The 16,906-nt window shown below is 63.3% G+C and carries 17 protein-coding genes; 11 read left to right on the top strand and 6 right to left on the bottom strand.

Annotated elements, in window-relative coordinates:
- Nucleotides 1-75: 75 nt before the first annotated feature.
- Nucleotides 76-381 carry a hypothetical protein gene (locus AC07PQ_RS30150; protein ID WP_493186729.1) on the top strand — a complete coding sequence of 102 codons (306 nt, stop codon included), beginning with the start codon at nucleotides 76-78 and terminating at the stop codon, nucleotides 379-381.
- On the opposite strand, the gene AC07PQ_RS30145 is transcribed toward AC07PQ_RS30150, so the two are convergent.
- Nucleotides 378-851 carry a cyclic nucleotide-binding domain-containing protein gene (locus AC07PQ_RS30145; RefSeq protein ID WP_007926904.1) on the bottom strand — a complete coding sequence of 158 codons (474 nt, stop codon included), beginning with the start codon at nucleotides 849-851 and terminating at the stop codon, nucleotides 378-380. The genes AC07PQ_RS30150 and AC07PQ_RS30145 overlap by 4 nt on opposite strands.
- Nucleotides 852-954: 103 nt before the next feature.
- Nucleotides 955-3,009: a S9 family peptidase gene (locus tag AC07PQ_RS30140; protein WP_101337106.1), complete on the bottom strand. Its 2,055-nt coding sequence runs from the start codon at nucleotides 3,007-3,009 to the stop codon at nucleotides 955-957.
- A gap of 101 nt (nucleotides 3,010-3,110) precedes the next feature.
- Here AC07PQ_RS30140 and AC07PQ_RS30135 point away from each other — a divergent pair, with 101 nt between their 5' ends.
- Genes AC07PQ_RS30135 through AC07PQ_RS30125 form a run of 3 tightly spaced genes read left to right on the top strand, consistent with a single transcriptional unit; the run spans nucleotide 3,111 to nucleotide 4,960 of the window.
- A complete protein-coding gene (locus tag AC07PQ_RS30135; RefSeq protein WP_007926901.1) occupies nucleotides 3,111-3,605 on the top strand; it encodes a hypothetical protein in 495 nt (164 codons plus the stop codon).
- A gap of 25 nt (nucleotides 3,606-3,630) precedes the next feature.
- The gene (locus tag AC07PQ_RS30130) at nucleotides 3,631-4,407 is read left to right on the top strand and encodes a class II glutamine amidotransferase (RefSeq protein WP_007926899.1); all 777 of its coding nucleotides are present in this window, start codon (nucleotides 3,631-3,633) and stop codon (nucleotides 4,405-4,407) included.
- Nucleotides 4,408-4,417: 10 nt separating this feature from the next.
- Nucleotides 4,418-4,960 carry a DUF2937 family protein gene (locus AC07PQ_RS30125; protein ID WP_007926897.1) on the top strand — a complete coding sequence of 181 codons (543 nt, stop codon included), beginning with the start codon at nucleotides 4,418-4,420 and terminating at the stop codon, nucleotides 4,958-4,960.
- A 141-nt stretch (nucleotides 4,961-5,101) separates the two neighbouring features.
- Here AC07PQ_RS30125 and AC07PQ_RS30120 read toward each other — a convergent pair whose 3' ends face one another.
- The gene (locus AC07PQ_RS30120; RefSeq protein ID WP_007926895.1) at nucleotides 5,102-6,016 is read right to left on the bottom strand and encodes a LysR family transcriptional regulator; all 915 of its coding nucleotides are present in this window, start codon (nucleotides 6,014-6,016) and stop codon (nucleotides 5,102-5,104) included.
- 134 nt (nucleotides 6,017-6,150) lie between these two features.
- On the opposite strand from AC07PQ_RS30120, the gene AC07PQ_RS30115 reads away from it, so the two are divergent.
- The 4 genes from AC07PQ_RS30115 (at nucleotide 6,151) to AC07PQ_RS30100 (ending at nucleotide 9,873) form a co-directional block, all read left to right on the top strand.
- Nucleotides 6,151-7,437 (top strand): MFS transporter, encoded by a 1,287-nt coding sequence (locus tag AC07PQ_RS30115; protein ID WP_007926893.1) that lies wholly within the window; start codon nucleotides 6,151-6,153, stop codon nucleotides 7,435-7,437.
- Nucleotides 7,438-7,505: 68 nt separating this feature from the next.
- Nucleotides 7,506-8,255, top strand: coding sequence for a 5-oxoprolinase subunit PxpA (locus AC07PQ_RS30110; protein WP_007926891.1), 750 nt, complete (start codon nucleotides 7,506-7,508; stop codon nucleotides 8,253-8,255).
- Nucleotides 8,252-8,959 carry a 5-oxoprolinase subunit B family protein gene (locus AC07PQ_RS30105; protein ID WP_493186728.1) on the top strand — a complete coding sequence of 236 codons (708 nt, stop codon included), beginning with the start codon at nucleotides 8,252-8,254 and terminating at the stop codon, nucleotides 8,957-8,959. Before AC07PQ_RS30110 ends, AC07PQ_RS30105 begins: the two co-directional genes overlap by 4 nt.
- Nucleotides 8,956-9,873 carry a 5-oxoprolinase subunit C family protein gene (locus AC07PQ_RS30100; RefSeq protein ID WP_007926887.1) on the top strand — a complete coding sequence of 306 codons (918 nt, stop codon included), beginning with the start codon at nucleotides 8,956-8,958 and terminating at the stop codon, nucleotides 9,871-9,873. The genes AC07PQ_RS30105 and AC07PQ_RS30100 overlap by 4 nt, the downstream gene beginning before the upstream one ends.
- Before the next feature lie 54 nt (nucleotides 9,874-9,927).
- On the opposite strand, the gene AC07PQ_RS30095 is transcribed toward AC07PQ_RS30100, so the two are convergent.
- The 3 genes from AC07PQ_RS30095 to AC07PQ_RS30085 all read right to left on the bottom strand — a co-directional run bounded on the left by AC07PQ_RS30095 (nucleotide 9,928) and on the right by AC07PQ_RS30085 (nucleotide 13,181).
- A complete protein-coding gene (locus tag AC07PQ_RS30095) occupies nucleotides 9,928-11,106 on the bottom strand; it encodes a vWA domain-containing protein (protein ID WP_007926886.1) in 1,179 nt (392 codons plus the stop codon).
- A gap of 12 nt (nucleotides 11,107-11,118) precedes the next feature.
- Nucleotides 11,119-11,964 (bottom strand): AAA family ATPase, encoded by an 846-nt coding sequence (locus AC07PQ_RS30090; RefSeq protein WP_007926885.1) that lies wholly within the window; start codon nucleotides 11,962-11,964, stop codon nucleotides 11,119-11,121.
- A gap of 143 nt (nucleotides 11,965-12,107) precedes the next feature.
- A complete protein-coding gene (locus AC07PQ_RS30085) occupies nucleotides 12,108-13,181 on the bottom strand; it encodes a DUF748 domain-containing protein (RefSeq protein WP_493186727.1) in 1,074 nt (357 codons plus the stop codon).
- Between the two features lie 133 nt (nucleotides 13,182-13,314).
- On the opposite strand from AC07PQ_RS30085, the gene cysK reads away from it, so the two are divergent.
- The 3 genes from cysK (at nucleotide 13,315) to AC07PQ_RS30070 (ending at nucleotide 16,699) form a co-directional block, all read left to right on the top strand.
- Nucleotides 13,315-14,289, top strand: coding sequence for a cysteine synthase A (gene cysK, locus AC07PQ_RS30080; RefSeq protein ID WP_007926882.1), 975 nt, complete (start codon nucleotides 13,315-13,317; stop codon nucleotides 14,287-14,289).
- Nucleotides 14,290-14,551: 262 nt separating this feature from the next.
- Nucleotides 14,552-15,490: an aspartyl/asparaginyl beta-hydroxylase domain-containing protein gene (locus AC07PQ_RS30075; RefSeq protein ID WP_007926880.1), complete on the top strand. Its 939-nt coding sequence runs from the start codon at nucleotides 14,552-14,554 to the stop codon at nucleotides 15,488-15,490.
- 345 nt (nucleotides 15,491-15,835) lie between these two features.
- Entirely contained in the window at nucleotides 15,836-16,699 is an 864-nt protein-coding gene (locus AC07PQ_RS30070) for a DMT family transporter (RefSeq protein ID WP_492569585.1), read from the top strand.
- Nucleotides 16,700-16,906 lie beyond the last annotated feature (207 nt).

Genomic DNA, 16,906 nt, shown 5'->3' with positions numbered 1-16,906 from the left:
GAGGGTCTCAATGAGGAAGGCAAACCGCCCCGGTTGGGAGTAGCCTGAGGGCTGACAATAGCGATGGAGCCATTGATGAAGCGCACTATTCTAACGGTCATTGCCCGCGCAGCGCTCTTGCTAAGTGCGGCGCTCGCGATGAGCGCCGTGAACGCCGAGGAACTGCAGGCGGTGCCCGTGACTCCGGTCCCCGCCGCCGGCTCGCCCGGCACCGCGACCCCGACCCCTTATCCGCAAATCACGCCCCCCAGCACCCCCAAGGCCACGGCCCATGGCGGTGCGCCATTGCTGCCGCCGATCGACATGCCCAAGCCGCCGAAGGACCAGACCTTGCCAGGGTTGCAGCAGAACGAGACGAAAACCAGGACCCCGGGCAGCTAGACCTGTTGCGACAGCAACTGCCCGTCGGCCATGCGCAGGCGCCTGGACAGTGACACGGCGAGGGCGCGGATGATCTTGGCGGCGATCTTCGGCGCGTCGTTGAGCATTTTCTCCAGCGAGTCCTTGCCCAGGTTGAGCAGCCGGCAATCGCTGGCGGCCACGCAACTGGCCGAACGCCGTTCGCCATCGAGCACCGCCATCTCGCCAAAGGCCCGACCGCTGCGCAGGGTGGCGATGGTCACGCGCACGCCTTCGCTGTTGGTCTTCTGCACCGCCACCTGGCCGGAATGGATGATGCACATGAAGCTGCCGGCATCGCCTTCGCGGAAGATCTCCTGGCCCTGGGCGATGCTGCTGATGCTGAAGTAGCCAGCGGCGGCATTGAAGTCGGCCGGCAAGAGCTGATCGAACAATCCGCAGTCCATCAGCCAGTCGCGGATTTCATTGTTCAACAAGGTAGGTTCTGGCATGTCGTCACGGTCTTTTTCTTGTGTCTGTTGCGGTCCCGGGCAGGTGCGGTATGGCTCGGGGCCGGCGGTCCTGGGTTAAGACAGGAGCGCCGGCCGGAGTTCCTCAGGCAATGCCCAGAATCTTGAAAACAAATGCATATTCGAGCGCTACGTCACGCAATCCCTGGTAACGCCCGCTCATCCCGCCGTGGCCGGCGCCGAGCTCGGTCTTGAGCAGCAGCAGGTGGTCGTCGGTCTTGGTGGCGCGCAACCGGGCCACCCACTTGGCCGCCTCCCAGTACTGCACGCGGCTGTCGTTGTAGCCGGCGATCACCAGGGTCGCCGGATAGGCCTTGGCCTCGACATTTTCATAAGGCGCGTAGGCCTTGATCCGCGCGTAGACCTCGGGCTCCTCCGGGTTGCCCCATTCGTCGTACTCGGTGACGGTCAGCGGCAGCTCGGGATCGAGCATGGTGTTGAGCACATCGACGAACGGCACCTCGGCAATCGCCGCCTTGAACAGTTCCGGGCGCTGGTTGAGCACCGCGCCGATCAACAGTCCGCCGGCGCTGCCGCCGCTGATGGCCAGCTGCTCGGAAGTGGTCAGGCCCTGGGCGATCAGGTGTTCGGCGCAGGCGATGAAGTCGCTGAAGGTGTTCTGCTTGTGTTCCTGCTTGCCGGCGCGGTACCAGGCTTCGCCCAGCTCGCCGCCGCCACGCACGTGGGCAATGGCGAAGGCCACGCCGCGCTCCAGCAGGCTCAGGCGCGCATGGGAGAACCACGGGTCGAGGCTTTCGCCGTAGGCGCCGTAGCCGTAGAGGTACAGCGGTGCCGGCCGGCCCAGGGCTTCGCGTTTGATCACCAGGCTGATCGGCACCTGGGTGCCGTCGGCCGCGGTCGCCCACAGGCGCTGGCTGACATAGGCGTCCGGGTCGAACACGCCGAGCACCGGGGTTTCCTTGAGCACTTTCTGTGCGCCGCCGGCCAGATCCAGCTGGCGGATCTGCGCCGGACGGTTCAGCGCTTCGTAGCGCAGGCGGATGCGCTGGCTGACGAATTCCAGGCTGTTTTGCACATGCAGGCTGTAGGCCGCATCCGGCAGTTGCACGCGATAGGCCGGCAGGCCCTCGGGGTGCACCTCGATGATCGGCAGGCCGCCTTCGCGCAGGCTCAGGGTCATGGCCGAGCTGTTCAGGCTCAGGCCTTCGAGCATCACGCTATTGCTGTGGGGGATCAGGTTCTGCCAGTCGGCTTCACCCGGCACCGTGCCCTGGTCCGGCGCCTGGTAGAGGGCGAAGTTGATGCCGTCGCGGTTGCTGCGGATAAACCAGGTCCACTGGCCGTCGAGCAAACCGTGGTCGACGTCGTATTCATGGTGTTCGACCCGCGGCGCCAGGCAGGTAAAGGCCTGCTGCGGCTGCGCCGCGTCGAGTACCCAGACCTCGCTGGTGGTCTTGCTGCCCAGGGACAGCAGCAGCTGTTTCTCCGAGCTTGAGCGGTAGCAATGCAGGAAAAAGCGCCCGTCCGGCTCATGGAACACCTCTTCGGCGGTGGTGCCGTCCAGGCGATAACGGAACAGTTTGTGCGGGCGGTGGGTGTCGTCCAGCTCACCGAAGAACAGGGTCAGGCTGTCGTTGGCCCAGGTCATGCTGCCGTCGCAATCGGCGAACGCCAGTTCGCTGACCTTGCCGCTGGACAGCTCCTTGACGAACAGGGTGTAGACCTCTTCGCCGCTGGTATCGAGGCTGTAGGCCAGGCGCTGGTGGTCGGGGCTGATGCTGAAGGCGCCGAGGGAGAAGAAACCACCCTTGGCCAGCTCGTTGGGGTCCAGCAGCAGTTGTTCCTGGCTTTCGTCGACGCTCAGGCTGTCGTCGGCCGGGCGCGGGCAGCGGTAGTGCCGGGCGTATTCGTCGCCGGCGGTGGTGCGGGTGTAATACAGGTACGGGCCCCAGGGGGAGGGCAGGGACAGGTCGGTCTCGAGGATCCGGCCCTTGATTTCCTGGAACAGGGTTTCACGCAGCGCCGCCTGGTCGGCGAGGGCGGCTTCCTGGTAGCTGTTTTCGGCCTTCAGGTAATCGAGCACGGCATCGGTGTCGCGCTCCTGGAGCCAGGCGTACGGGTCCGGGCCTTCGGCCTTGCGGGCGATCGGGGCGCTGGTGACGTGGGCGGATACGGGCATGAAGGGCTCTCGGGGCGGTGACAATTAAGGGCGCGGCAGACGGCGGTGCAGCCTGGCATGCGAAAAGCCGTTATCATAAGCGCCTCTTTGCCTGCCTTGCCATGGACACCATGACCGAGAACGACTATCTGATCGCTTGGGGGCTCTACGCCTTCGCCGCCTTGGGCTGCCTGCTGGTATGGATGCGCCTGACCCGCTGGATGTGGCGCTGGCTGCGCGAGCCGCTGCGAGTGCTGGTGGCGGTGCTGCTGTTCAGCCCGACCGTGGTCGACCCGGCCAAGGAAATGTTCGCCCCGGCTGTGGCCATCACCGCCCTGGACATGCTGTTCAAGGTCGGCAACAACGCCTGGCGCGCGGTCTCCGACCTGTTCATGTATGGCGTGATCGCCTTCGGCATCTACCTGGTGTTCGTCCTGATCCGCTGGCCGATCGAGCGCGCCTCCAAGGCCCGCCAGGAACAGGCCGAAGCCGCCAAGGCCGCGGCCCGTGCCGAAGAGCCGGACGACCAGCCTTTCGGCGGTGCCGGCGACGATCGCTACGGCCGCCCGCCAGTGCCCAGCAACCCCCAGCGTTCGCGGATCGAGCCGCGTCTGTAACACGCATTGAAGCGAGAGTCCGAGCATGTGTGAGTTATTGGGCATGAGCGCCAATGTACCGACCGATATCGTGTTCAGCTTTACCGGGCTGATGCAGCGCGGCGGGCGCACCGGCCCGCATCGCGACGGCTGGGGCATCGCTTTCTACGAGGGCCGCGGCCTGCGCCTGTTCCAGGACCCGGCGGCGAGCAGCGAGTCGGAAGTGGCCAACCTGGTGCAGCGCTACCCGATCAAGAGCGAAGTGGTGATCGGCCACATTCGACAGGCCAACGTCGGCAAGGTCTGTCTGTCCAACACTCATCCGTTCGTGCGCGAGCTGTGGGGGCGCAACTGGTGTTTCGCCCACAACGGCCAGCTGGCGGACTTCCAGCCTCCCACCAGCTTCTATCGTCCGGTGGGCGATACCGACAGCGAAGCGGCTTTCTGCGACCTGCTCAACCGGGTGCGCGAAGCCTTTCCCGAGCCGGTGGAAGTCGAGGAACTGCTACCGTCGCTGGTGGCCGCCTGCGCCGAATATCGCGGCAAGGGCGTGTTCAACTGCCTGCTCAGTGACGGCGACTGGCTGTTCTGCTATTGCTCGACCAAGCTGGCGCAGATCACCCGCCGCGCGCCCTTTGGCCCGGCCCGCCTGAAGGACGTCGATGTGATCGTCGACTTCCAGGCGGAAACCACGCCCAACGACGTGGTGACGGTGATCGCCACCGAACCTTTGACCGAAAACGAAACCTGGACTCGCTACGAGCCGGGCCAATGGAGCCTGTGGCGGCGCGGTGAATGCGTCCTGCACGGCCAGACCGAATAAGGACATCCCTATGTTGCTCAGTTATCTGCGGCTGGTGTTGTTTGCGGCCGGCCTGTTGGTCGGCGTCCAGGTGCCGGGGTTCATCGGCGATTACGCCAAGCGTGTCGAGGCTCACCTGATCGAGGCCCAGGCCAGTCTTCAGGGGTTCCAGGGCACCGCCAACCAGTTCTTCAAGGGCGATCTGCAGGCGCTGGTCGCCCACTATCGGGCCAGCGACGATCCGGTGTTCCGCAGCGACGCCGACAGCCTGGGCAATCTGCTGGTTCGCCAGCGCGCCCTGGACAAGCAGTTCCAGGCCATGCAGGGCCCGTGGTACATCCGCCTGCTGCAAGTGGTGCTGGCCGCCGACCCGGATATCCGCCAGGAAACCTGGAATGGCTACAGCTACCAGATCCTGCTGACCCCGCAAGCGATGATCTGGGCCATGAGCGGCGCCTTGCTGCTGTCGTTCGGCCTGGAATGCCTGTATCGCCTGATTGACTGGGTGGTGCTCGGCGGCAAGCGCCTGCGCCAGAGCCGGCCGATCGAAGAGCGTGACTTGAAGGGCTTGTGATGTAGCCGCTGCCGCAGGCTGCGATCGGTTGCGCAGTAACCGCAAAGATGGCTGGCATCACAAATGCTCATCGAGCCGGTTCACGCAGGCTGCGCCCGCGATCGCAGCTGCGGCAGCGGCTACAAAAGCATTCGCGGCGGATCAGCCCGCCAGGACGATGTAGTTCTCGCCGACCTTTTGTGCATAACGCTCCAGCACTTGCTGGCACAGCACCACCACCTCTTCCACCAGTTCGACCCCCACCCGCCATGACACCACCACCTGCAGGTTCGGCGGGCGCTGGTCGATGGCCAGCAGGGTCAGTTCGCCGCGCGCCAGTTCCTCGCTGACCAGCACCGGCGGCAAGGCGCCGATGCCGAAACCGTCGCGCAGCAGGCGGGTAATGGCCGACACCGAGTTCACGCAGTTGAGCCGTGGCGCGGTCACCCCGTTGGCCTGCATCAGGCTCAGCACCTCCTGGTGCGGCAGGGAGTTCTTCGAGTAGGTGATGATGCGTTCCCGGGCCAGCTCGGCCAGGTTGGCGTACTCGCGGTTGTAGATCGAGTGGCTGGCGACTATCCAGCCCATCGGGTGGCTGGCCAGTTCCAGGCTGCGAATGGATTCCTGGCGCAGCAGGTCGGTTTGCAGCACCAGGTCGAGAAAGCCTTTCTGCAACTGATCGCAGAGGTTCAGCGAGGTGTCGGCCACCAGCTCGATTTCCACCTGGGGATAGCTGTCCATCATCCGCGCCACCAGGGGGCTGAGCCAGGTGTGGATCACTGTGTCCATGACACCGATGCGAATCCGCCCGACCTTGCTCGAACGGGTCTCGATCGACTGCTTGAGTGCCTGCATGGTGTCCATCATCTGCTCGGCATAGTCGAGTACCTTGAGGCCTTCCGGGGTCAGGGTCACGCCGCGCGAGTCGCGCAGGAACAGCTTGACCCCCAGTTCGCCCTCGAGCACGGCGATGCGGCTGGAGATCGATGCCTGGGTGGTGAAGAGTTTGTCGGCGGTCAGGCGAAAGCTTTTCAGGCGCGCCACCCAGACAAAGGTTTCAAGAAACTTGAGGTTCATGCGATCAACTTTTCTTATGTCTGGAGGCGGTTTTTATTAGTTGGACGGAGCAGGGCGCGGGCGCCAAAAATCGCTGCGTCTCACGATAAGCGTCGTCGGGACCCAGAACAATATTAATAAAGTGGAGATTTGCCATGAGTGCGCCCGACACGCTCGCCGCCAGCAAGGCCAAAGGCCGCGCCGGCCCCTTCGACTGGTACCGCGACATCAATCAGCAGGAGCGCCGCACGTTCTGGAGCTGCAAGGCCGGTTACGGCCTGGATGGCATGGACACCCAGATGCTCAGCTTCGTCATCCCGACCCTGATTGCGCTGTGGGGCATCAGCTCCGCCGAGGCCGGCCTGATCCACACCAGCACCTTGCTGGCTTCCGCCCTGGGTGGCTGGATCGCCGGCATCCTGTCCGATCGCATCGGCCGGGTGCGCACCCTGCAATTGACTGTGCTCTGGTTCGCCTTCTTCACCTTCCTGTGTGGCCTGGCGCAGAACTACGAGCAACTGCTGATCGCCCGGACCTTGATGGGTTTCGGCTTCGGCGGCGAGTGGACCGCCGGCGCGGTGCTGATCGGCGAAGTGATCCGCGCGGAAAACCGCGGCAAGGCGGTGGGCATGGTGCAGTCCGGCTGGGCCTTGGGCTGGGGCATCACGGCACTGCTCTATGCGCTGATGTATTCCCTGCTGCCGCCGGAAGACGCCTGGCGCGCCTTGTTCCTGCTGGGCATCCTGCCGGCGATCTTCGTGATTTTCGTCCGCCGCCTGGTCAAGGACCCGGAGATCTACCGGCAAACCCGCGCCCGGGAAGTGCCGGACAACCCCTCGCGCTTCTACGAGATTTTCGCTCCCGGCATTCTCAGCACCACCCTGCGCGCGTCGCTGCTCGCGGCCGGCGCCCAGGGCGGCTACTACGCCATTACGTTTTGGCTGCCGACCTTCCTCAAGACCGAGCGGGGCTTGAGCGTGCTGAGCACCGGCGGCTACCTGGCGATGGTGATCTTCGGCTCCTATGTGGGTTATGTGATCAGCGCCTATCTGACCGACATTCTCGGGCGCAAGAAGAACTTCGTCCTGTTCGCCGCCGGCTCGTTCACCATCGTCCTGCTGTACACGCAAATGCCGGTGAGCAACGCGGTGATGCTGTGGCTGGGCTTTCCCCTGGGCTTCTTCGCTTCGGGGATCTTCAGCGGCATGGGCGCCTTCCTGACGGAGCTGTTCCCCACGCGGATCCGCGGATCGGGCCAGGGCTTCTGCTACAACAGCGGCCGGGCGCTGGCGGCCCTGTTCCCGCTGCTGATCGGGCTGCTCAGCCAGCACATCCCGCTGGGCGCGGCCATCGGCACCTTCGCCGCTGTGTCCTACGGCATCGTGGTCCTGGCGGCCCTGAGCCTGCCGGAAACCCGTGGCAAACAACTCGAAGCGCGCTAACTGATAATCTGTGGGCATCCCGCGCGATTCCCGCAGCCAACATGACAAACGCTACAGGAGCACTGACCGTGAGCCGCCTGTTATTGAATTGCGACATCGGCGAAAGCTTTGGCAACTGGACCATGGGCCTGGATGCCGAGGTGATGCCGTTCATCGATTGCGCCAACATCGCCTGCGGTTTCCACGCCGGCGACCCGAGCATCATGCGCAAGACCGTCAGCCTGGCCCTGGCCAATGGCGTGCGCATCGGTGCGCACCCGGCGTACCAGGACCTGGCCGGTTTCGGCCGCCGTTCCATGGCCTACGGCGCCCAGGAACTGCAGGACCTGCTGCACTACCAGATCGGCGCCCTCGACGGCATCTGCCGGGCCCAGGGCACTCGGGTGAGCTACGTCAAACCCCATGGCGCCATGTACAACGACATGATGGCCAACCCGGCGCAGCTGCGCGCGGTGATCCAGGCGGTTGCCGCCTACGACAAGACACTGCCACTGATGTTGATGGCCACCCGTGACAACGGCGCGGCCCAGGCCCTGGGCGACGAGTTCGGCGTGACCCTGTGGTTCGAAGCCTTCGCCGACCGTGCCTACGACAACGCCGGCCATCTGGTGTCGCGGCAACTGCCGGGGGCGGTGCATCACGACCCGGAAAAGATCATCGCCCAGGCGCTGACCATCGCCCGCGGCGACGCGCTGCTGGCCAGCGACGGCAGCGCCTTGCACCTGCAGGCCAATACCCTGTGCGTGCACGGCGATAACGCCAGCTCGGTGGCCGCCGTGCAGCGTATCCGCGCGGCCCTTGCGCAGTTGCCAGCATGAAAATACGCCTTGAAGTGGTGGCCATCGACTGCCTGATGGTGCGCCTGTTCGATGCCATCGCCGAGGCCAACATGCCGTGGATGCTCGCTGCCAGCGAGCGCCTGCGGACGGCCTTCGGTGGGCAGTTGATCGATCTGGTGCCGTCCTATACCACGCTGATGGTGCACTACGACCTGCGGGCCCTGAGCCCGTCCCAGGCGCGGGAACTGATCGATCTGGCCCTGACCGACCTGACCCCCGATTCGCGCACCGGCGGCCAGCGCCATGTGCTGCCGGTCTGGTACGACCTCAGCGTCGGCCCGGAGCTGAGCCTGTTGTCGCGGCGCAGCGGCCTGTCGGTGAACGAGGTGATCCGTTGCCACAGCGAGCGTGAATACCAGGTGTTCGCCCTGGGTTTCGCCCCGGGTTTCACCTTTATGGGGCTGGTGGACGAAGTGCTGGCCGCGCCGCGCCTGGATACCCCGCGCAAGCGGGTGGCGGCGGGCAGCGTGGGCATTGCCGAACGGCAGACCGCGGCTTATCCGGTGGTGTCGCCGGGAGGCTGGAACCTGATCGGGCGCACACCGAGCCGCCTGTTCGATCGCGAGCGCGATGGCTACAGCCTGATGCAACCGGGCGACAGCGTGCGTTTCGCCGCGGTGGACCACGCCGAATTCATCCGCCTGGGCGGTGACGACACGCCACTTCCGGAGGCACTGGCATGAGCCGCCTGACGATCGAAGCCAGCACGCCCTTGTGCCTGTTGCAGGATGCCGGTCGCTTTGGCGTGCGGCACCTGGGCGTGACCCAGGGCGGCGCGCTGGACTGGGTGTCGATGTCCTGGGCCAACTGGTTGCTGGGCAACGCCCTGGATGCGCCGGTGATCGAGATCACCCTGGGCGGTTTCAGCGTGGTCGCCGAGGAGTTGTGCCTGCTGGCACTGGCGGGCGCCGACCTGGGGGCCTGTATCGACGAGCGTCCGCTCAGCCCGGGGCGCAGCTTTATCCTGCAAAAAGGCCAGCGGTTGCGTTTCACCCAGCCGTACCTGGGGGCGCGGGCCTATCTGGCGGCGCCCGGCGGTTTCAATGCGCCCAAGGTGCTGGGCAGTTGCGCCAGTGTGGTCCGCGAGGAACTGGGCGGGCTCGACGGCTTCGGCCGGCCACTGGCCGCGGGCGCGCGGCTGGAGTATTGCGGGGCAGGGGTGAACCTCAAGGTGCTGTCGGGCAAGCAACTGCCGGACCTGCAATCGAAGGCGCCGCTGGAGGTGATTCTCGGGGCGCAGATTGGGCAGTTCAGCGGGCAGAGCCTGTTCGATGCCTTCAACAGCGCCTGGGCCCTGGACAGTCGCGCCGACCGCATGGGCATGCGCCTGCTGGGGCCGTCACTGCGTTATCAGGGGGCGCCGATGATCTCCGAGGGCATTCCCCTGGGCGCGATCCAGGTGCCGCCGGACGGCCAGCCGATCGTGCTGCTCAACGACCGGCAGACCATTGGCGGGTATCCGCGGCTGGGAGCCTTGACGCCCCTGGCGCTGGCGCGGCTGGCGCAATGCCTGCCGGGCAGCGAGGTACGCCTGACGCCGGTGGTGCAGGAGACGGCGTATCAGCAGCAGATCGAGTTTCTGCGGCGCTTCGCCTGATCCCTGTAGCCGCTGCCGCAGGCTGCGGCTACAGGGATCGCGTTGGATGGGATCCTATTTGGAGAGAAACCGCATCCCTTCTTCCAGGCCGCGCAAGGTCAGCGGGTACATCTGGTCTTCGATCAGTTCGCGCACGATGTTGGTCGAGGCGGTGTAGCCCCAGGTGTCTTTCGGGTAGGGGTTGATCCAGATGAGCTTCTTGTACTTCTCCATGAAGCGCTGCATCCACACATAACCGGCTTCTTCGTTCCAGTGCTCGACGCTGCCGCCGGCCTGGGTGATTTCGTAGGGCGCCATGGCGGCGTCGCCGACGAAGATCACTTTGTAGTCGGCGCCGTACTTGTGCAGCACGTCCTGGGTCGAGGTGCGTTCCGAGCCGCGGCGCAGGTTGTTCTTCCACACCGATTCATAGATGAAGTTGTGGAAGTAGTAGTACTCCAGGTGCTTGAACTCGGTCTTGCAGGCCGAGAACAGCTCTTCGCAGATCTTCACGTGGGCATCCATGGAACCGCCGATATCGAACAGCAACAGCAGCTTGATGCTGTTGCGCCGTTCCGGGCGCATCTGGATGTTCAGCAAGCCGGCGTCGCGGGCGGTGTGATCGATGGTGCCGTCGATGTCCAGCTCGTCCGCCGCGCCCTGGCGGGCGAACTTGCGCAGGCGGCGCAGGGCCACCTTGATATTGCGCGTGCCCAGTTCCACCGAGTCGTCGAGATTCTTGTACTCGCGCTGGTCCCAGACCTTGACCGCCTTGCCCTGGCGCTTGCCGGCATCGCCGACGCGGATGCCTTCCGGGTTGAAACCGCCGGAGCCGAAGGGGCTGGTGCCGCCGGTGCCGATCCACTTGTTGCCGCCGGCATGGCGTTCCTTCTGTTCTTCCAGGCGCTTCTTGAACTCTTCGATCAGCTTGTCCAGGCCGCCGAGGGACTGGATCTGCGCCCGTTCCTCATCGCTCAGCGAGCGTTCGAACTCCTTGCGCAGCCAATCCTCGGGGATCAGCGCCTGCAGGTGGTCGTCGAGTTTTTCCAGGCCGTTGAAGTAGGCGCCGAACGCGCGGTCGAACTTGTCGAAGTGCCGTTCGTCCTTCACCAGGATCGCCCGGGACAGGTAATAGAACTCGTCCATGTCGGCGAAGGTCACGCGCTGCTTGAGCGCGTTGATCAGGTCGAGCAGCTCGCGCACCGACACCGGAACCTTGGCGGCGCGCATTTCATTGAACAGGTTGAGCAACATGGCATCAGCCTCTTAACGACTGCCGCGACGGCTCATGAATGCCAGGCGTTCGAGCAGCTGTACATCCTGCTCGTTCTTCACCAGGGCACCGGCCAGCGGCGGGATGGCCTTGGTCGGATCGCGTTCGCGCAGCACCGCTTCGCCGATGTTGTCGGCCATCAGCAGCTTGAGCCAGTCCACCAGCTCGGAGGTCGAAGGCTTCTTCTTCAGGCCCGGCACTTTGCGCACGTCGAAGAACACATCCAACGCTTCGCTGACCAGGTCCTTCTTGATGTCCGGGTAGTGCACGTCGACGATTTTCTGCAGGGTGGTGCGGTCGGGGAAGGCGATGTAGTGGAAGAAGCAGCGGCGCAGGAAAGCGTCCGGCAGCTCTTTCTCGTTGTTGGAGGTAATGATGATGATCGGGCGCTGTTTGGCCTTGATGGTCTCGTCGATTTCGTAGACGTAGAACTCCATCTTGTCGAGTTCCTGCAACAGGTCGTTGGGGAACTCGATGTCGGCCTTGTCGATCTCGTCGATCAGCAGGATCACCCGCTCCTCGGATTCGAAGGCCTCCCACAGCTTGCCCTTCTTCAGGTAGTTGCGGATGTCATGCACCTTGTCCACGCCCAGCTGCGAGTCTCGCAGGCGGCTCACCGCGTCGTATTCGTACAGGCCCTGGTGAGCCTTGGTGGTGGACTTGATGTGCCAGGTGATCAGCCTGGCACCGAAGGACTCGGCCAGTTGCTCGGCGAGCATGGTCTTGCCGGTGCCCGGTTCGCCCTTGACCAGCAGCGGCCGCTCCAGGGTGATGGCGGCATTGACTGCCAGCTTCAGGTCATCGGTGGCGACGTACGCGCTGGTGCCTTCGAACTTCATCTGCAATTCCTCGAACGGTAACGCCGACGTGCATCGAGCAGGTCGGAAGAATAAAACACGAATGGCCGACTATAGCGCGCCGCCCGGCCGACTGTGAACGCAGACGCCCCATTCAGTCTCTGAATGGGGCGTCACGTGGTGACTCAGTCAGTGGACGGCTTGGGACGCTCATACTGGGCATTGAAGGCTTCGATGAAACCATTGCGTAAAATCTGCAAAAAAGCATGGAATGCGCTGATATCACGCTGATGTACGTTGCCTTTGAGTTCGACCCGGGTGGCGAACTGGTTTTTCCCCTGGTTTTTCAGCACGGTTTCGCTGACCCCCACCAGGGCTTCCCAGATCGAACGGAATATCCCTTTGTCCTTGTTCTCGACATCCTGTTGCCAATTGAACACATCGACATCGCGCAGCAGCGGCTTGATATAGCCGGTGAGCTGGCCCTTGTTGGCTTCGGCTTCGATCACCAGGTCGCCGTGGCCGGCGTTGAAGTCGAATTTGCCATAGGCGGCGGCGAAGTCGTTCAAGCGCTTGAGTTCGATATCCCGCACGCGCAGGCGGAACTCGAAGTCCTGGAAGTCGCTCAGTGGGTCGAAGGTGGCGTTGGTTTCCAGCGGCGCATGCCCCAGCAGCAGGGCCTTGCCTTCGAGGCGGGCGTCGCGTTTGCCTTGGGTGTCGACCACGTTGGTCAGGTTGTAGGCGCTGGCGTTGACCTGGGTGGCGCTCATGTTCACCGGCGGTTTGGAGTTGAAGTTGCGGAAACTGATCTTGCCGTCGCTGACCTGTACTTCGTTGAGGGTGATGGGCAGCAGTTTGTTCAGCTGGGCCCGCCAGTCGGTGCCTTCACCGGTTTGCGAGTTCTTTTTGGTGGCACCGTCGACGAAGTTGACCTGCGGCCCGACGAATTGCACTTCGGCCACCACCGCATGGTCGTACCACAGGGAGCGCCAGCTCACTGACAGATCGACCAGCGGTGCATTGACGAACGGCACCGGCACCTTGCCGTCGACCTTGACGATTTTCAGGCCGTTGATCCGGTAGGCACCGCGCCACAGGGCCAGGTCGACATCGGCGATCTGGCCACGGTAGTCGCCCATGTTGGCGAGCCGGTCATTGAGGTAATCGCGCACCAGATAGGGCAGGGCGATGTGCAGGGCAACCAGCAGCACCAGCACCCCGGCGAGGGTCCACAGGGGCCAACTGTAGCGACGTTTCATGAGCTTGAGTCTCCAGCCATGTGCCTTATAGCGATTGACTCCCCGGCATCGCAGACGTTCGTCCCGACTGGACGCTCATGGGGGCTAGGCATACCCTTGAAGACTTCCTTTCACGCTGTACAAGGACCCAGCCATGAGCCGCATTTTCGTTGACAACGCCCATTCCATCGGCAATACGCCGCTGGTGCAGATCAACCGCATCGCGCCCCGCGGCGTCACCATCCTGGCCAAGATCGAAGGGCGCAACCCGGGTTATTCGGTGAAGTGCCGGATCGGCGCGAACATGATCTGGGACGCGGAAAGCAGCGGCAAACTCAAGCCGGGCATGACCATCATCGAGCCGACCTCGGGTAACACCGGCATCGGCCTGGCGTTCGTCGCCGCGGCCCGTGGCTATAAGCTGGTCCTGACCATGCCGGCGTCGATGAGCATCGAGCGACGCAAGGTGCTCAAGGCCCTGGGGGCCGAACTGGTGCTGACCGAGCCGGCCAAGGGCATGAAAGGGGCGATCGAGAAAGCCGCGCAAATCCTCGCCAGCGATCCTGACAAATACTTCATGCCGCAGCAGTTCGATAACCCGGCCAACCCGGCTATCCACGAGAAAACCACCGGTCCGGAAATCTGGAATGACACCGATGGCGCGGTGGACGTGCTGGTGGCGGGCGTCGGCACCGGCGGCACCATCACCGGGGTTTCCCGCTACATCAAGAAGACCCAGGGCAAACCTATCCTGTCGGTGGCGGTGGAGCCGAGCGTCTCGCCGGTGATCACCCAGAAGCTGGCCGGCGAAGAGATCAAGCCCAGCCCGCACAAGATCCAGGGTATCGGTGCCGGTTTTGTGCCGAGCAATCTCGACCTGTCGATGGTCGACCGGGTCGAGCTGGCGAGCGACGAGGAATCCAAGGCCATGGCCCTGCGCCTGATGCAGGAGGAGGGGATCCTCTGTGGCATCTCCTGCGGTGCGGCGATGGCGGTGGCGGTGCGCCTGGCGGAAACCCCCGAGATGCAAGGCAAGACCATAGTGGTGGTGCTGCCGGATTCGGGTGAACGTTATCTGTCGAGCATGCTGTTCAGCGACCTGTTCACCGAGCAGGAGAACCAGCAGTAAGGCAGTGGGAAGGTGATCGCCGGCAGGCTCCGCAGGAGCCCGCTTGCCGGCGATCGAAGGCGTTGCAGGGCATGTTGCATGGGTACTGACCTGCATCAGCTGGCGTTCAGCTGGCGTGTGTTAATCAGCATTTTATTGCATGACTGTTAACACTGATTGTCGGTTTGTGCGGGTTTTTCCAGGGGCCAGGAGTGTTTATCATGGCCGACTGCCATGCCGGATGAATGCTGCCCCGCCGGTAATTATTTCAAGGAGATATTGCATGAGCCTTTCGTTTGCCGCCAAGTCCGCGGTGTTGCTGCTATTCATCGGCAGCACTCTCTACGTGCATTTGCGCGGCAAGGCTCGACTGCCGGTGCTGCGTCAGTTCGTCAACCATTCGGCGCTGTTCGCTCCTTATAACGCCTTGATGTACCTGTTTTCCGGCGTGCCTTCCAAGCCCTATCTGGACCGCAGCAAGTTCCCCGAGCTGGATGTGCTCAAGGACAACTGGGAAGTGATCCGCGACGAAGCCATGCATTTGTTCGACGAGGGCTACATCCGCGCCGCCGAGAAGAACAACGACGCCGGTTTCGGTTCGTTCTTCAAGAAGGGCTGGAAGCGTTTCTACCTCAAGTGGTACGACAAACCGCTGCCGTCGGCCGAGTTGCTGTGCCCGAAGACCGTTGAACTGGTCAGCCGCATTCCCAACGTCAAGGGCGCGATGTTCGCCCTGCTGCCCGGTGGCAGCCATCTGAACCCGCACCGCGATCCGTTCGCCGGTTCCCTGCGCTATCACCTGGGCCTGTCCACGCCGAACACCGACGACTGCCGGATTTTCGTCGACGGCCAGGTCTACGCCTGGCGCGATGGCGAAGACGTGATGTTCGATGAAACCTATGTGCACTGGGTCAAAAACGAGACCGACAAGACCCGGGTCATTCTGTTCTGCGACATCGAGCGTCCGCTGAGCAACCCGCTGATGACCCGCATCAACCGCTGGATCAGCGCCTGGCTGGGGCGTGCCACCGCGCCGCAGAACCTCGACGACGAGCGCGTCGGCGGGATCAACCAGGCCTATGCCTGGAGCAAGCGCTTCAGCGATCGCATCAGTGGCGTGGTCAAGCAATGGAAACGCCGCAATCCGAAGCTCTACCGCGTCATGCGTCCGGTGCTGGCGGTGGTGGTCCTGACCGCCCTGGGTTACTGGTTGTTCGGATAAGGCGTTGCAATGAATATCGGGCGCTGGTTATAGTCGGCGCCCGGTGTATCAGAAGATTCACCTTCCACTTCAGAAAGATCAGCACATGCCTCATTCCCTCATCAACACGGTAGTCGATTCAGCGGTCAACGCTGGCGTCGTGCCGTGCGGGAACCCGCAGCCTGTGCAGATCAGTCATTACCCCCCACCTGTCAGTAGCACGCCGGTGTGCGCCGTCGTATCACCGCCGGGCGTCGTCGTACGGGGCTGATCAGCAACCTCTGCTGTTGCCCGCGCCCGCCAGAAAAAACTACTGAATTTCAGCCTCGGCTGAGTTGGCTATTTGCCTGATTACAGGTGGTATTCATGTTGTTCATATCGAAAAAGTCCGCGCTTGCGGCGGCTTCCACGAGCCTGTTCGTCCTGCTCTGGAGCAGTGGGGCGATCTTCTCCAAATGGGGGCTGGCCCATGCCTCGCCCTTTGCCTTCCTGTTGTTCCGTTTTGCCATCGCCCTGTGCGGGCTGGTGCTGTTGATTCCCCTGCTCAAGCTGCGTTTGCCCCGCGGACGCAAGCCGATGTTGTACGCGGTGGCCACCGGGCTGGTGTTGCTGGGGGCATACCAGATCTTCTACCTGCTGGCCCTGGACCTGAAGGTCACCCCCGGAGTGATGGCCACCATCATGGGAGTACAACCCATCCTCACCGTGGTGATCATGGAGCGTCAACGCTCCTGGAGCCGGATGTTCGGTCTGGCGCTGGGTTTGGCCGGGTTGATCATGGTGGTCTATCAGGGCATCGGCCTGGCCGGCATGTCGCTGGCCGGGATGCTCTTCGGCCTGCTGGCTCTGGTGAGCATGACCCTGGGCTCGATCATGCAGAAGCGCATCAGCGACAACCCGCTGGGCACCCTGCCGGTGCAGTACCTGGCCGGGCTGTTGCTGTGCGCGCTGTTCGTGCCGTTCCAGCCGTTTCACTTCGAGCACAGTGTCGGCTTTATCGTCCCGGCGCTGTGGATGGGGCTGGTGGTCTCGGTGCTGGCGACCTTGCTGCTGTACCGGCTGATCGCTCGCGGCAATCTGGTGAATGTCACCAGCCTGTTCTACCTGGTGCCGGCGGTGACGGCCGTGATGGACTACCTGTTCTTCGGTAATCGGCTGGCGCTGCTGAGCGTGCTCGGCATGCTGTTGATCATCATCGGGTTGGTGTTCGTGTTCCGCAAAAACGGCTGATTCATGAGGGCCGGGCGCAGCTTTCGACTTGAGCGAGGGCTGCGCCTTTTTTTGCCTGGGCGGACCCTTCAGATTGGCCAGGGCTGGCCGATAGCTATGATGGCTCATTGCCATTAATTTGTATTCGCTTTTACACTATTTATTGGTTATTTGGGAATAGGACAAACCTTAAAAATTAAAGATTTCTTCTACACTGACGACATACTC

The organism is Pseudomonas sp. GW821-FHT09E12 (assembly GCF_059416085.1).
The sequence above is the reverse complement of the archived record's forward strand: the minus strand, read 5'-3'. Positions and strand labels throughout refer to the sequence as shown.